Raw genomic sequence first — 15,120 nt, forward strand, 5'->3', positions numbered from 1 at the left:
TGTTATCTTTTTCCGCAAATAGGGCAACCCTGTGTAGAGGAACCGAAAACATCTACAGGAGGAAGAATCAGCATAATGAAAAAACAAGCGATCTGCCTGAGCGTGCTCAGCACTTTGGTATTCGGGGCTGCACCAATGAGTCCATCCGTATGGGCGAAGTCAGAGGAACAGCAAGTAAAAACAACCATTATCGACTCTAAAGGAGTTGAGGTGGGCACTGCAGTATTGACGCAAAAGACCGACGCCGTCCAAATTCATATCGAAGCAAAGAACCTGCCTCCGGGTGAGCATGGCATTCACTTCCATGAAACCGGCAAATGTGATCCACCGGATTTCACGTCCGCAGGAGCTCATTTTAACCCGCAAGGCAAACAGCATGGATTCAAGAATCCGAAGGGTTATCATGCTGGTGATCTGCTCAACATTCATGTGAAAGCAGATGGAACGGTAATCGCAGATTTGGAGAGCAAATCAGTTACGCTTCAAAAGGATGCAGCCAATTCATTGCTGAAATCTGGCGGTACCTCGCTTATGATTCATGAAAAAGCCGACGACTACGTTACAGATCCATCCGGTAATTCAGGCGCCCGGATTGCCTGCTCGGTGATCCGATAAACGGATATTAATGAAATGGGATAGAAGCAGTCAAAACATGGGTTTTGGCTGCTTTTTTTGTTATGTTTATTTTTAATGAAGAAAAGGTTCAAAATGGTTGATGTCTCAGGATCCGGATAGCCGCCTGCGGTAAGTTTTTTAAAATGGAATCTAACGCATCACAGGAATAGCACTTTAATGTAATAAAACAACCGGTAAACCGCGCAGTAGCGCGGTTTTTTGTTATTCCATAGACCTGAATTTCTGGTAAAATGCTGAAAATTCTTCGTTGACCTCATACGCATGCTGTGATAGATTCAAGAAAGTATAATATTAAGTGGATAGTTTTAGTCGGAATTATAAAAAAAGCATGTCAACGTGAGGTGGATGGGGTTGGAGCTTCAAGTAACAAACAGTCCTTTTAATCAAGAGCAGGCAGAAGTGTTGAATCGTCTGCTGCCGACACTTACCGGAGTGCAAGCAAGCTGGCTCAGCGGATACTTGGCTGCTCTGCACAGTACTGCAGGAACGGCAATACCGGTACAGGCAAACGCAGGGAATGCTGCTGTATCAGAAGCCACTGGATCCAGGGAAGTTACCATTCTTTTTGGTTCGCAGACAGGTAACTGCAGCGGGCTCGCCAAGAAGATATCCAAAAAACTGATGGATCAGGGAGCACAGGTTACGGTTTCCTCAATGAGTGATTTTAAGCCTAACAGCCTGAAAAAGGTTCAAAATCTTCTGATTATTGTGAGTACGCACGGTGAAGGTGAACCACCTGATAATGCCATTTCCTTCTTTGAATTCCTGCATGGCAAACGCGCTCCCCAGCTGGAGGGGATGTCTTTCTCCGTATTGGCACTGGGTGACACATCTTATGAATTCTTCTGCCAAACAGGCAAAGATTTTGATAAGCGTCTGGAAGAGCTGGGTGGCAAAAGGCTCGTTCCGCGTATGGATTGCGATGTGGATTTTGATGAACCGGCTGCCGAGTGGATGAACAGCGTGCTGCAAGCACTTAATGAAGGGAATTCCGCGGGCAATTCCGGTTCCCAGGCTGCAGTCATTTCTCCAAGTGAAGGAGAATCCGATTATTCAAGAACCAATCCTTTTCAAGCGGAAATTTTGGAGAATTTGAATTTGAACGGACGCGGCTCCGATCGTGAAACCCGTCATGTTGAAATATCATTGGAAGGCTCAGGATTGCAATATGAACCGGGTGACAGCCTGGGGATCTATCCTGAGAACCACCCGAATTTGGTGGATGATCTGATCAGAGCGATGGATTGGAATCCGGATGAGTCCATTACGGTTAATAAGCATGGAGATATGTTGCTGCTCAGGGAAGCGCTTCTGAAGCATTATGAAATTTCCGTTCTGACCAAGCCGCTTCTCTTGAAGGCTGCCGAAATATCTTCTAACCCGCAGCTCAATGAGCTTCTCGAAGCCGGACATGAGCAGGAGCTCAGAGGATATATCGAAGAAAGAGATCTGCTCGATCTTGTGCAGGACTATTCGCTGAAAGGCATACCAGCACAAAGTTTTGCCGATATTCTGCGTAAGCTTCCAGCCCGGCTGTACTCCATCGCCAGCAGCTCGAAGGCTTTTCCGGATGAAGTCCATGTCACTGTTCGTTCAGTACGTTACGATGCCTATGGAAGAGACCGTTATGGCGTTTGCTCCGTACAGCTGGCAGAGAGACTGCAATCGGGTGACTCCCTGCCGGTGTACATACAGCATAATCCAAACTTCAAGCTTCCGGTTAACCCGGACACACCGATTATCATGATCGGACCAGGCACAGGTGTTGCACCGTTCAGAGCTTTTTTGGGTGATAGAGAAGAGAGCGGAGCCGAAGGGAAAACATGGCTTTTCTATGGTGACCAGCATTTCTCTACGGATTTCCTGTATCAGACCGAGTGGCAGCGCTGGCTTAAAGATGGGGTACTCTCCCGCATGGATGTCGCATTCTCCAGAGATACGGACAAAAAAGTATATGTGCAGCACCGGATGCTTGAACAGAGCCGTGAGCTCTATGAATGGCTTCAGGAAGGTGCTTGTGTCTACGTATGCGGCGATGAGAAGAAAATGGCCCATGACGTTCATGCCACACTTGCAGCCATTCTTGAGCAGGAGGGCGGCTTGAGTCCGGAAGCAGCGGCGGAGTATTTACTTCAAATGCAGCAGGAGAAGCGTTATCAGCGGGATGTTTATTGAGCCTGCGGAATCCTTAGGTAGCGAGAGGAGAAGTACGAAATGTCTGAGAATAATCTGTTGTCGAAAAACAGTGCCCCGCATAGCGATGTTGAGGAGATAAAGATCCGAAGCAATTATTTGCGCGGAAGCCTGACGGATACATTAAAAGATCCAATAACCGGCTCGATTCCGGAAGATGATAACCGCCTGATGAAGCATCATGGCAGCTATATGCAGGATGACCGTGATCTTCGCAATGAGCGTCAAAAGCAAAAGCTGGAGCCTGCGTACCAGTTTATGCTCAGAGTCCGTGCATCCGGAGGTGTGGTTACGCCGGAGCAATGGCTGATGATGGACCGTATAGCCCATCATTATGCCAATGGTACAATCCGATTGACGACACGGCAATCTTTCCAACTGCATGGTGTACTCAAATGGAATCTCAAAAATACGATCCGTGAAGTAAATGAAGCTTTGTTAACTACGCTCGCCGCCTGCGGAGACGTGAACCGTAATGTCATGTGTAATCCCAACCCGCATCAATCGGAAATTCATACCGAGGTGTATGATTGGGCTTGCCATGTGAGTGAACATCTCGACCCCAAGACTACCGCTTATCATGAGATTTGGCTGGATGGGGAAAAGGTAGCATCAAGTGAAAATGACGGGGAAGAGCAGGAACCGATCTACGGTCGCGTCTACCTGCCCCGCAAATTTAAAATCGGTATTGCCGTTCCCCCCTCCAATGATGTCGATGTGTATTCCCAAGATCTCGGCTTCATCGCGATTGTGGAAAATGGACGTCTGGCAGGATTCAATATTTCCGTCGGAGGCGGAATGGGGATGACACACGGAGACCCGAAAACCTATCCTCAGGTTTCAAAAGTAATCGGTTTTTGTACACCGGAGCAGATGATTGATGTTGCCGAGAAAACCGTTACGATTCAGCGTGATTACGGGGACCGTGCTGTCCGCAAGCATGCCCGCTTTAAATACACGATCGATGATCGTGGAATCGGCTGGTTCACCGATGAGCTTACCCTGCGTCTCGGGTGGAAACTTGAAGAACCCAGACCTTTCCAATTTCATGATAATGGTGACCGTTACGGCTGGGTGAAGGGCAGCAATGGAAAGTGGCATTTTACTTTGTTTATCCAAAGCGGCCGTGTGAAGGACGAAGAGGGATATGAGCTGATGACGGGGCTTCGTGAAATTGCGAAAGAACATACAGGTGACTTCCGCTTGACGCCTAACCAGAACCTGATCATCGCCAATATCAGCCCGCAGAAAAAGAAAAAGATCGAATCCCTGATTGAACAATATCATTTGACCGATGGAGCACATTATTCTTCCTTAAGACGTAATTCGATGGCTTGTGTGTCCCTTCCAACCTGCGGACTTGCCATGGCTGAGTCAGAACGTTATTTGCCTTCTCTGCTGGATAAAATCGAGCCGATGCTCGAAAAAGCAGGGCTGCAAGAGAAGGACATCGTCATCCGTATGACAGGCTGTCCGAACGGCTGCGCCCGTCCTATGCTGGCTGAGCTTGCGTTTATCGGTAAAGCGCCGGGCAAGTATAACATGTATTTGGGCGGGGGATTTGCAGGCAACCGGCTGAATAGACTGTTCAAAGAAAATATTGGTGAAGCCGAGATATTGGATTCTCTTGGGCCCATCATTGCACGATATGGTACTGAACGGGAGACGGGAGAGCATTTTGGTGATTTCGTCATCCGGGCAGGCTACGTGCAGGAGGTTCGGGACGGACAGGAATTCCATGCTTAAATTGAAGTGAAATCTCATAAATAAAAATAACCCTGGTCCCAGGGTTATTTTTATTTTTATATGCACTAAACAGTTTGAAACCGTTATGCTATTTATGTTAAAATCAATATATATGAAATTTTCACAAGAGGGAGGGATGGGATGACGACACTGACAAAAAGATTGCGTATGCTGCTTATTGTTGTGCTCGGATGTATCCAGATGCTATCCTTTCCCATTTCCTTTGAAGAGGAAGTAACCTCTCCCTACAGCAGTGAAACCGAGACGGTGCACAGCCGGATGGACCCGCAAAGTAAACCGCTCGCTCGTAAAACCCCGTCTTTTCTGCAAAGACTGATCATGCTGGCTTCGGCGCTGCCGCTTCTCTTCGTGATGCCGCTACTGCTGTTGCTGCGCCTGCCTAAACCCCGGTTACCGTTTATTCCTATCATACTCATCCGTAAAAAATATCTGCTTCTTTTGCCGATCAAATTCACCTCGAGTTATTTAGTTTAATCTGCCCTTCAAAAAACGATTCCCGTTGCAGGAATGGTTTATTTCTCATACCCCAAAATGCTTATTTAAGTCCAAAAAAAATAATCACATCAGCATTTTTATAACAACCCAACCATATGTGATTAAATTCACTAATATAAAAATTGAAACATTCAGGAGCTATTTTTCATGAACATTCGTGAATCTATTTTACCTGGGATCGGTATGAAATATCAGATTGATGCAGCAAGTGGCGACCGGATTGTTATTGTCATACATGATGACGGTAGACGTGAGCTCTATCATTTTTCCCATGAAGATGATGAACAGAGCATATCCATGGTGACATTGGAGGATCAGGAAGCAAGGCAACTTGCAGCGCTGGTCGGAGGTATGGTTTATAAGCCGAAGCAGCTGGAAAGCGTGGAGATGGCTTTTGACGAACTTACGATTGAGTGGTATAGGATTGATCCGCATTATGCATGCATAGGAAAATCCATCGGCGAGCTCAATATCCGTCAAAATTCAGGAGCGTCGGTTATTGCGCTTATGGATAAAAAGAATGGAAAACAAGTAAACCCCGGCTCTGCCTGTATTCTGAACGCGGAAGCGACGGTTGTGGCAGTGGGCGAGAGGGATCAGCAAAAACGTTTCAAACAAATTTTAATGAACGGAAGCGGGTGAAAGGATGGAGCATCTGGTATTTGAAATTGGTTTGGCGCTCGGACTCATTGCACTAGGCGGATTGATCTCGGCGAAACTGCGGTTCTCGGTGATACCATTTTATATATTAATCGGGATGGCTGTAGGGCCTCATGCGATGGAGCTATGGCATTTTGATTTCCGGTTTATCGACAGTGCCCCATTCATCGACTTTATGGGCAGAATTGGCGTCTTGTTCTTGCTGTTCTATCTGGGGCTGGAATTCTCGGTAGGAAGGCTGATCAAGTCAGGGCGAAATATTGCGGTCGGCGGGTCGATCTATATAGGGATTAATTTTACGCTCGGTCTGCTGCTCGGATTTCTCAGCGGCTTTCCGGTTGCGGAAGCATTGATCATCGCGGGCATTACAACCATTTCCTCAAGCGCAATTGTGGCAAAGGTTCTGGTGGATTTGAAACGGACGGCGAACGCGGAGACCGAGATGATACTCGGAATTATCATGTTCGAGGATGTCTTCCTTGCAGTTTATATATCCATTCTGTCCGGCTTTGTGCTGAGCGATTCCAGTTCGATTGGCGGCGTGCTGTTATCGGCACTCGTGTCACTCGGATTCATGCTGGCTGTCATTATTATCGGACGGAAAGCCGTTCCTTTGCTGAACAAATGGCTACGCATCAGATCCAATGAGCTGTTTGCACTTGTTATTTTCGGATCATTATTTCTGATTGCGGGATTCTCTGAGACTATCCATGTTGCTGAAGCGATTGGTGCACTGCTTGTCGGACTGGTGCTGGCGGAGACAGAGCATGCCAAACGGATCGAACATTTGATCATGCCGTTCCGTGATTTCTTTGGAGCCGTCTTTTTCTTCAGCTTCGGTTTATCCATTGATCCCATGTCACTTGGCGGCAGTGCAATTTGGCTGGTCTTGGCAGCGGTTATCGTCACCTTAATCGGTAATTTTAGCGCAGGTATGCTTGCCGGACGAACGGCATCCCTGTCTCCGAAAGCTTCGGCAAATATAGGACTGACGATTGTGTCGAGAGGAGAGTTTTCCATCATTATGGCCAATTTGGGGAAGGATGGCGGTTTGCTGGATATTCTTCAGCCTTTCTCGGCGATCTACGTGCTGATTTTGGCCATACTCGGGCCGCTTCTGACGAAGCAATCCAAGTCGGTATTTTCGCTGTTGAATAGGGTGTTCAAATTTAAAGACAGGCGTGTGCACAAAGAAGAGATGCTTTGATTCTATTCACTCATGATACTTCCATTCAGAAATTAGAAGGAGGGAAGGTTATGAACCATATGAAAATGTATACCGTTTGCCAATGAAAGGACGTAATCCGAATCACATCATGAGAAAAATAACAGCTCTTCAGTCCATAATGGGAGGGATTGCGGCTTCCATTGGTTTGGAATTGTTTTTGCATCCGCATGAGCTCATTGCAGGAGGCATAACAGGAATCTCGGCGATGGTGTCCTTTTACACTGAAAAGCACTTTGGGGTTCTCCTGCTTCTATTTAATCTTCCACTGCTGCTGCTCTATGCATTTCTTGGGTACAGACCTGTAGTAATGAAAGTATTGCCTGGACTGCTATCCTTCTCGGGATCAGCATTTCTGCTTACCCCGCTGCCTGCAGTTAGTGGCGAACCCGTCATTGCGGCCTTGGCAGGCGGCCTATGCTTGGGTGTCGGCGCAGGATTGGCCGTTAAATCAGGCGGATTCCTGGATTCACTGGGATTGGAAAAGCATGATCATGTACGGCCACCAGCCATCATGCTTTCCAGCCAGCTTATTCCGATGGAATATCTGCTGCTGATATGTCATGGGGCGGTTCTCGTTTCTGCGGGTGTCTTGATGGGATGGGAGAGAACTTTGTACTCAGCTTTAGCTTGTTTGGCAGCATACGAAACATCGGCTTTGGTGTTATATGGATTGCGCAGAACGGTATGGGTAACCGCTTCTAATCCCGAAGAAGTCCGGTATGAAATAAAACGGAGAATATGTCTGGACGCAGGTATTGCAGCTGGAAGCCATGCGGATATGAATAGGATACAAAGTGATTTGCACTATAGGATTCATATCCTGGATATCCCGCGTTTTAAAGCAATCATTCGGCAAATTGATCCACATGCAGAGGTCATAATTATCTATCGCCCTACATCTGATATGAGCAATCATAAGAACGATGAGCGTGAATGACTGAAGAACAAGGAATCCTGATTAATCAGGGTTCCTTGTTCACGTGGATTAGGGCTATCAACTGTGAAATGAACTAGGATAAGCGAGGGATTACGAATGAAGTCTAGAAATATTTATATTCACCTTCCCACAAATGAAGATTATGGTATCATAATTAGAACATCATGAACATGCAAAAGGGAACCTTGTTTAAGGTTCCCTTTTGCATACCCTGATACTTAAGAAACGGTAGGGAGTGTGGGGGAATGGCAGTAATCCGTAAACCAATACACAGATCCAAATGGAGGCTGCTGCTTGGTACTGCATTTTACAGGGGCAGGCGCTATATGGAATGGATGTTCGGTTCAGTATGTTTCGCGAGGACGAAGAGCCAGGAGCATTTGCCCTACCGAATATCGAAGCATCAAACACCGATGCTCCGGCAGCTGAAGGATGTGGACATGTGGCTGCAGCATAACAAGATTACCAACCTGAAGATCGCGGTGGAGAGAATTCAAGGTAAACGATTATGCCAGGTGAAACCTTCTCCTACTGGAGGTTAATCGGCAAGCCGAACCGCAGAAAAGGCTATGTAGAAGGCATGGTGCTGTTTTATGGAGGGTTCAAGGCGGGTGTAGGGGGAGGGTTATGTCAGCTGTCAAATCTCTTGTACTGGATCACGCTGCATACACCGCTTGAAGTAGCTGAAAGACATCGCCACAGCTATGATGTATTCCCTGATGCCAATCGGACACAGCCATTTGGAAGCGGGGCAACCTGCGCCTATAACTATCTGGATTTAAGAATCAAAAATAATACGGATGAACCCTATCAACTGGTACTCAGTATGGAAGATGGCAATTTATCCGGTGAGTGGAGAACAACCAAGCAGGCCATACATAACTACGAAATTTATGAAAAGGAACATCGTATTTCCCAGCATCATTGGGGTGGATATGAGCGTTACAATAGTATTTACCGTAAAGTTTATAATCAGGAAGGCGAGCTGGTCTCGGACGAATTCATCACGGAGAATCGGGCACTGATGATGTATCAGCCATTCCTCGAATCCGGAAGTTAATACCATAGTTGCTTTCGAGGTAGCTATTTTAATTCATGTCGGAATCCAATATGAGCAATCTCCTCAGTGATTGACACTTCTTCATGTATCATGATAATTTATGGTCAAATGTTGTAGCCATCCATGAAAAAGGGGGTGCAGTCGTGATGAATAATGTGGGAAAACGACTGAGAGTAGGCGTGCTCGGCTGCGGACCGATTTCGCAGTCCGCTCATTTTGAAGCTTGTAGACGAGCAAAAAATGCTGATCTGTACGCTATTTGTGATGTAGCCGAAGATCTGCTCGAACGAATGTCAGCTATTCACCAGCCGACCAAGTCCTATAACGATTATGATCTGATGCTGGGAGATCCGGATGTTGATGCGGTCATTATAGGAATTGCCGATCAGTTTCATGTGCAGGCTGCCTTGAAGGCAACAGCAGCAGGTAAGCATGTGCTGGTCGAGAAGCCGCTTGGTATCACGGTTGAGGAATGTGAAGAGCTTCATGCGGTGGCGAATCGAACGGGCTTAACAGTCCAGATCGGAAACATGAAAAGATTTGATCCAGGCATTGCTTATGCGAAGCGCTTTGTGACGGATGAGATGGGTGAAATGCTGGCACTGAAAGCATGGTATTGCGATTCGACCTATAGGTATAGCGTCACTGATAATGTACAGCCGCTTGTAGTTCTAAGTTCGAATGCCATGAGACCTGAAGGAAACCCGAAGCTGGATAAACAGCGTTACTATATGCTGACTCACGGAAGTCATTTGGTGGATACGGCAAGATTTCTTGGCGGAGAAATAGTAAGTGTGAAGGCATGGAATACTCAAAAGTTCGGTGCGTACTGCTGGTTTGTAACGGCGGAATTTGCCAGCGGCGCAATCGGGCATCTGGATCTGACCGTAGCGGTACGGATGGACTGGCATGAGGGCTTTCAGATCTATGGGGAACATGGAAGCGTTGTTGCCAAAACCTATAATCCATGGTTGTTTAAAGCAACGGATGTAGAAGTATTTTCAACGCGGGATGGCTGTTATCACCGTCCATTGGGGGAGGATGCCCATTTTTATAAGCTGCAGGTAGAAGGCTTTGCGGATACGATTTTACATAAAGCACCCATGCAGGGGGCCGGTTTGGATGACGGAATTGCTGCAATGCGAAACGATGGTGGCCATTGCCAGATCCGTAGAAAGCGGTAAATCTGTAAGGATAGATGATGCGAGCGGCGGATTATGATTACACCGGGCATCTTTTCCAAAACCTTTTTACGTCCTTCTCTTGAACTAACGCTGGATACCGTGAAATCTTATGGACTGGATAACATACAATTTAATCTTGTATGCGCGGGGCTTACCCCCATGCCGGAACATATCGATTTGGAAGCGGCTTGCCGAATCCGGTTGGCTTCCCATGAGCGGGGAATCAGCATCGCCGCTGTCTCTGGAACCTTTAATATGATTCATCCTGATGTTCGTGTCCGGGAGGAAGGTTTGAAGCGTCTGGGTTACCTTGCGGCCATGAGCCATGAGATGGGGACATCTACGATCACGCTGTGCAGCGGCACCAGGAATCTGGAAGATATGTGGAAGGCCCACCCGGATAATGATTCTGATGAGGCATGGCGGGATTTGATCCGAAGTATGAAGGAAGCGCTAATCATCGCGGAAGCTTATGACATTGTGCTGGCTTTCGAACCGGAAAAATCCAATGTGATTGATTGTGCGGCAAAAGGAAAGCGGCTTATCGATACATTGGAGTCTCCTCGGCTTAAAGTTGTAATGGATGGAGCCAACTTATTCGGATCTGGAGAGTCGGACAGGATGAAGGAAGTACTCGAGGAAGCCTTCGGCCTGCTTGGGGAGCATATCGTGATTGCTCATGCGAAGGATTTTGCGGAAGGTGATGAAGTCGAGTTTCTGGCAGCAGGAACGGGGATGCTGAATTATGATATGTACCTTTCATTACTGCGCAAGCATTCCTATGAAGGACCATTGATTCTTCACGGACTTCATGAAACCCAGGTGGCTCAAAGCTTGCAATTTATCCGCAAAAAAAATAAAATGTGATTGATCTTATTGAAGTTATTTAGGGAATGGTTTGTATACCCCCGAATGCCGAGTATAATAGTTATATAGGAAAAGGAGGCGAGTCGTATGAATACGATACCGGATACGATGGATCAGAATACGGAACAGAATGCAGACACATGCTCTGGTGACCACTCGGAACGGAAGAGCCATCATTCAGATAAGGTTAAAAACAGCCTGGTCAGCCGTTTGAACCGCATTGAAGGACAGGTGCGCGGCATTAAGGGATTGATCGAGAAGGATACGTATTGTGATGATGTGCTCAACCAAATTGCCTCCGTACAATCCGCATTGAACGGTGTCGGAAAATTGCTGCTGGAGCATCATATGAAAAGCTGTGTGGTGCAACGGATTCAGGAAGGCGATCAGGAAGTGCTGACGGAACTCATGACCACGATGAACAAATTGATCAAGTAAAACAGAAAAGCCGCCATGGGCGGCTTTTTTCTTTGGAACCGCAGCTTCCTCAAATGGCGGTGAAGGTATAAACAGAAAGCGGCTTAATTGGATGCATTTCAATGGATTGCTTCAGCATCATGATTTGAGAACGAATGAGATCTTTGTTTTTGGCTGGCATATGATGTAGTGCACCCAGTTCCAATTCCACTTCGGCATCGAGCAGAACCTTTTTCACTTCCCATTCGCCATCCTGAAGGTCTCCTGCCATCAGAGACTGCTCTTTGAGGGTTGTCCAGCCCGCTTGTCTGACACAGTGCTGTATATCACTTGATGTGAACAGCGTACGTACATTCGAATCACTGACTCTTTTAAAAGCTTCATACTGCGCTTGGATAAGTATCGACAATAAATGAGGATATTGTTCAATCCGCTCAATCCGCGTATCCCATTCTGCGAAGCATAATTGTCTGCCCCAGTTCTTAACTCTCCTTAGGATATCCATAAGCTCATCGGAAGAGCGAAGGTACCATGAGCAGTGGGAGAAGACCACAAAATCAAAAGAATGCTCGGGAAAATCGATATCTGGCGACAATACGTCCACTTCGAACTCCATTTGAATGCGTTTGCCTAAAGCTGATTGCATCAAGTGCTTGGCAGAATCGCCGAGTGTGATCGGAGCGCCGTAATCGGGAGGACCGATATCTATACCATGAACAAAGCCGGATTCACCGGCAAAATAGGCCAAGACAGCCGTCGTATCACCTTGACCACATCCGATTTCAAGCACTTTGGCTCCTTCATGAATCCCCCAGAAATCCGCGAGCATGATCCGGTGGGCCGTTTGAATCTTCTGAATATCGGACATTTCCTTACCTGCAGCCATACAATCCACGATGAAATGAATGATATCGTTCGTCATCGAATCCCTCCTAAGAGCGGTAACAACCTTTGATATGAATCTTATTATACATGAAGTTGAGAACTGTTTAATGCAATTCAAAGATTAATACGCCCCAGGTGGATAGAAGATAATTTGAGTTCTTTACTTTATATTTATATAGGATACAGGGGTATTGTAAAATTATGTTGACTTAATATAGGGTGAGGGGGTATACTACGAACATGGAAAGCAAAGGAATAGTTTGTAAAGCAGTGCCAATAAACGGTAACAAAAAACTTGAGGAATTCAAGGAGTGTATGAGCTGTGGATACAACAATTGCAAAAGATAAAAAGCAAACGACATTGCAAATCACCGGTATGACCTGCGCGGCTTGCGCGAACCGGATTGAAAAAGGCTTGAATAAAATGGAGGGCGTTTATTCCGCCAACGTGAATTTTGCCTTGGAAAGAGCCAGTGTATCCTATGATTCGGATAAGGTGAAAGCTGGTGACCTCGAAGCAACAATTAAGAAGCTCGGCTATGATACCACCAAGGAAGTAACCCATTTTAAGCTTGAAGGCATGACCTGCGCGGCCTGCGCAAACCGGATTGAAAAAGGCCTGAGCAAGCTGCCGGGCGTATCCAATGCTTCTGTCAATTTCGCGATGGAAACCGCGACTGTAGAATATACTCCAGGTGAGGTCTCGGTAGCGGATATGCAAAATAAAGTGAAGCAGCTTGGTTATAAAGCACTCACTGCAGAGGAGAAAAAGGACCTGAAGGACAGCCGGGATCAGGGAATAAGAAAGCAGAAACGAAAGCTGCTCATTTCGGCGATTCTCTCCTTCCCTTTATTGTGGGCTATGGTAGCACATTTCTCCTTTACTTCATGGATTTATCTGCCTGATCTTTTTATGAATCCATGGTTTCAACTGATTCTGGCAACTCCGGTACAGTTCTATATCGGAAAACCGTTCTACGTGGGAGCTTATAAGGCACTTCGGAACGGAAGCGCGAATATGGATGTGCTGGTATCACTTGGAACCTCGGCCGCATACTTGTACAGTTTGTACCTCACGGTTGACTGGTATGCTAAGGGAGGCGGAATGCATCACGGACCTTCCATGTACTATGAGACCAGCGCCATTCTGATTTCGCTAGTGATCATGGGTAAGCTGTTTGAGTCGCTTGCTAAAGGCCGGACATCGGAGGCCATTAAATCGCTCATGGGACTTCAAGCGAAAACAGCACGCGTCATTCGTGAGGGTCAGGAGCTGACATTACCCGTTGAAGAGGTAATCGCCGGTGATATTGTGATGATTCGCCCCGGTGAAAAGGTACCCGTGGATGGCGATGTACTGGAGGGCGTTTCGGCCATCGATGAATCTATGCTGACCGGTGAAAGCCTACCGGTGGAGAAGAAAGCCGGGGATACAGTCATCGGAGCTACTCTGAATAAAAACGGTGTTTTGCGAATTAAGGCAACCAAGGTTGGTAAAGAAACAGCACTTGCTCAGATCATAAAAGTCGTGGAGGAAGCACAAGGCTCCAAAGCACCGATTCAGCGGGTAGCGGATGTGATCTCCGGTATATTCGTTCCCATTGTTGTCGGTATTGCAGTAGCTGCTTTCCTTGTATGGTATTTCTTTGTCACACCAGGGGATTTTGCTGAAGCATTGGAGAAGGCCATTGCTATCCTGGTCATCGCATGTCCTTGTGCGCTGGGTCTCGCTACACCTACCTCGATCATGGCCGGTTCCGGACGTGCAGCGGAGCTTGGCATTCTCTTCAAGGGCGGCGAGCATTTGGAGCAAACGCATAAAATTGATGCGATCATCCTTGATAAAACAGGAACAGTTACAAAAGGAAAACCGGAATTGACAGATATCATCACGGAAGGGGATACACAAGAATTCCTCAGACTAGTTGGAGCCGCAGAGAAAAACTCGGAGCATCCACTTGCCGAGGCTATTGTAGAGGGAATTCTCGCTCGTAATATCTCTCTTCCGGGAACCGAATTGTTCACAGCCATCCCAGGGTACGGCATAAAAGCAGTCGTGGAAGGCAAGGAACTGCTGGTTGGTACACGCAGATTAATGGAAAAATATGGAGTAAACGCTGCCCATGCATACGAAGTAATGGCTCACATGGAGGAAAGCGGGAAGACTGCCATGTTGGCCGCAATCAATAATGAGTACGCCGGCATGGTAGCCGTTGCGGACACGATTAAAGAAACATCTAAGGAAGCGGTTGACCGGTTAAAAGACATGGGGATCCAGGTCATTATGATCACCGGTGATAATGAACGCACGGCAAAAGCAATTGCCGCACAAGTTGGTATAGATCATGTCCTTGCCGAGGTGCTTCCGGAAGGAAAGGCCGAAGAAGTGAAGAAACTTCAGGCATTAGGCAAAAAGGTTGCTATGGTCGGTGACGGCATCAATGATGCGCCTGCTCTTGCTACAGCCGATATCGGAATGGCCATCGGTACAGGTACGGATGTTGCGATGGAAGCCGCAGATGTTACGCTAATGCGCGGGGACCTTTCGAGCATTCCGGATGCGATTTATATGAGCCGTAAAACGATGGGAAATATCAAGCAGAATCTGTTCTGGGCTCTTGGATACAACACACTGGGTATCCCTATTGCGGCACTTGGGCTGCTCGCTCCATGGATCGCAGGTGCCGCGATGGCACTTAGCTCGGTTTCGGTTGTACTGAATGCCCTGCGGCTGCAGAGGGTTAAGATACGCCAATAACGGATGAAGAGTGCCTTGGGTTGAAAGCCAATA

Annotated in this window: 12 protein-coding genes and 1 pseudogene; 12 read left to right on the plus strand and 1 reads right to left on the minus strand. The window is 47.0% G+C overall.

Annotation, left to right across the window (positions count from 1 at the left end; translation table 11 throughout):
- The first annotated feature begins 75 nt into the window (after positions 1 to 75).
- The 11 genes and pseudogenes from E6W40_RS08620 (at position 76) to E6W40_RS08670 (ending at position 11,465) form a co-directional block, all read left to right on the plus strand.
- On the plus strand, positions 76 to 615 hold the full coding sequence (locus E6W40_RS08620; RefSeq protein ID WP_136605109.1) for a superoxide dismutase family protein: 540 nt from the start codon (positions 76 to 78) through the stop codon (positions 613 to 615).
- Positions 616 to 987: 372 nt separating this feature from the next.
- Positions 988 to 2,811: an assimilatory sulfite reductase (NADPH) flavoprotein subunit gene (locus E6W40_RS08625; protein WP_136605110.1), complete on the plus strand. Its 1,824-nt coding sequence runs from the start codon at positions 988 to 990 to the stop codon at positions 2,809 to 2,811.
- 39 nt (positions 2,812 to 2,850) lie between these two features.
- On the plus strand, positions 2,851 to 4,575 hold the full coding sequence (cysI, locus tag E6W40_RS08630) for an assimilatory sulfite reductase (NADPH) hemoprotein subunit (RefSeq protein ID WP_136605111.1): 1,725 nt from the start codon (positions 2,851 to 2,853) through the stop codon (positions 4,573 to 4,575).
- A gap of 141 nt (positions 4,576 to 4,716) precedes the next feature.
- The gene (locus tag E6W40_RS08635) at positions 4,717 to 5,070 is read left to right on the plus strand and encodes a hypothetical protein (RefSeq protein WP_136605112.1); all 354 of its coding nucleotides are present in this window, start codon (positions 4,717 to 4,719) and stop codon (positions 5,068 to 5,070) included.
- A 168-nt stretch (positions 5,071 to 5,238) separates the two neighbouring features.
- On the plus strand, positions 5,239 to 5,733 hold the full coding sequence (locus tag E6W40_RS08640; protein WP_136605113.1) for a cation:proton antiporter regulatory subunit: 495 nt from the start codon (positions 5,239 to 5,241) through the stop codon (positions 5,731 to 5,733).
- Positions 5,734 to 5,737: 4 nt separating this feature from the next.
- Entirely contained in the window at positions 5,738 to 6,958 is a 1,221-nt protein-coding gene (locus E6W40_RS08645; RefSeq protein WP_136605114.1) for a cation:proton antiporter, read from the plus strand.
- 109 nt (positions 6,959 to 7,067) lie between these two features.
- A complete protein-coding gene (locus E6W40_RS08650) occupies positions 7,068 to 7,916 on the plus strand; it encodes a YitT family protein (protein ID WP_246072923.1) in 849 nt (282 codons plus the stop codon).
- Positions 7,917 to 8,161: 245 nt separating this feature from the next.
- Positions 8,162 to 8,976, plus strand: a pseudogene (locus tag E6W40_RS08655) (VanW family protein).
- Positions 8,977 to 9,122: 146 nt separating this feature from the next.
- Positions 9,123 to 10,160, plus strand: a complete 1,038-nt coding sequence (locus E6W40_RS08660; RefSeq protein ID WP_246073062.1) for a Gfo/Idh/MocA family protein — start codon at positions 9,123 to 9,125, stop codon at positions 10,158 to 10,160.
- A 33-nt stretch (positions 10,161 to 10,193) separates the two neighbouring features.
- A complete protein-coding gene (locus tag E6W40_RS08665; protein WP_246072924.1) occupies positions 10,194 to 11,027 on the plus strand; it encodes a sugar phosphate isomerase/epimerase family protein in 834 nt (277 codons plus the stop codon).
- 108 nt (positions 11,028 to 11,135) lie between these two features.
- Complete coding sequence (locus E6W40_RS08670; protein ID WP_136606906.1) at positions 11,136 to 11,465, plus strand: metal-sensitive transcriptional regulator; 330 nt, start codon at positions 11,136 to 11,138, stop codon at positions 11,463 to 11,465.
- A 49-nt stretch (positions 11,466 to 11,514) separates the two neighbouring features.
- On the opposite strand, the gene E6W40_RS08675 is transcribed toward E6W40_RS08670, so the two are convergent.
- A complete protein-coding gene (locus E6W40_RS08675) occupies positions 11,515 to 12,366 on the minus strand; it encodes a class I SAM-dependent methyltransferase (RefSeq protein ID WP_136605116.1) in 852 nt (283 codons plus the stop codon).
- A 285-nt stretch (positions 12,367 to 12,651) separates the two neighbouring features.
- Between E6W40_RS08675 and E6W40_RS08680 the strand changes: the two genes are divergently transcribed.
- The gene (locus E6W40_RS08680; RefSeq protein ID WP_281281444.1) at positions 12,652 to 15,087 is read left to right on the plus strand and encodes a heavy metal translocating P-type ATPase; all 2,436 of its coding nucleotides are present in this window, start codon (positions 12,652 to 12,654) and stop codon (positions 15,085 to 15,087) included.
- Positions 15,088 to 15,120 lie beyond the last annotated feature (33 nt).

The organism is Paenibacillus dokdonensis, assembly GCF_004916975.1.
In the GTDB taxonomy this organism is placed as follows: domain Bacteria; phylum Bacillota; class Bacilli; order Paenibacillales; family Paenibacillaceae; genus Paenibacillus_AQ; species Paenibacillus_AQ dokdonensis.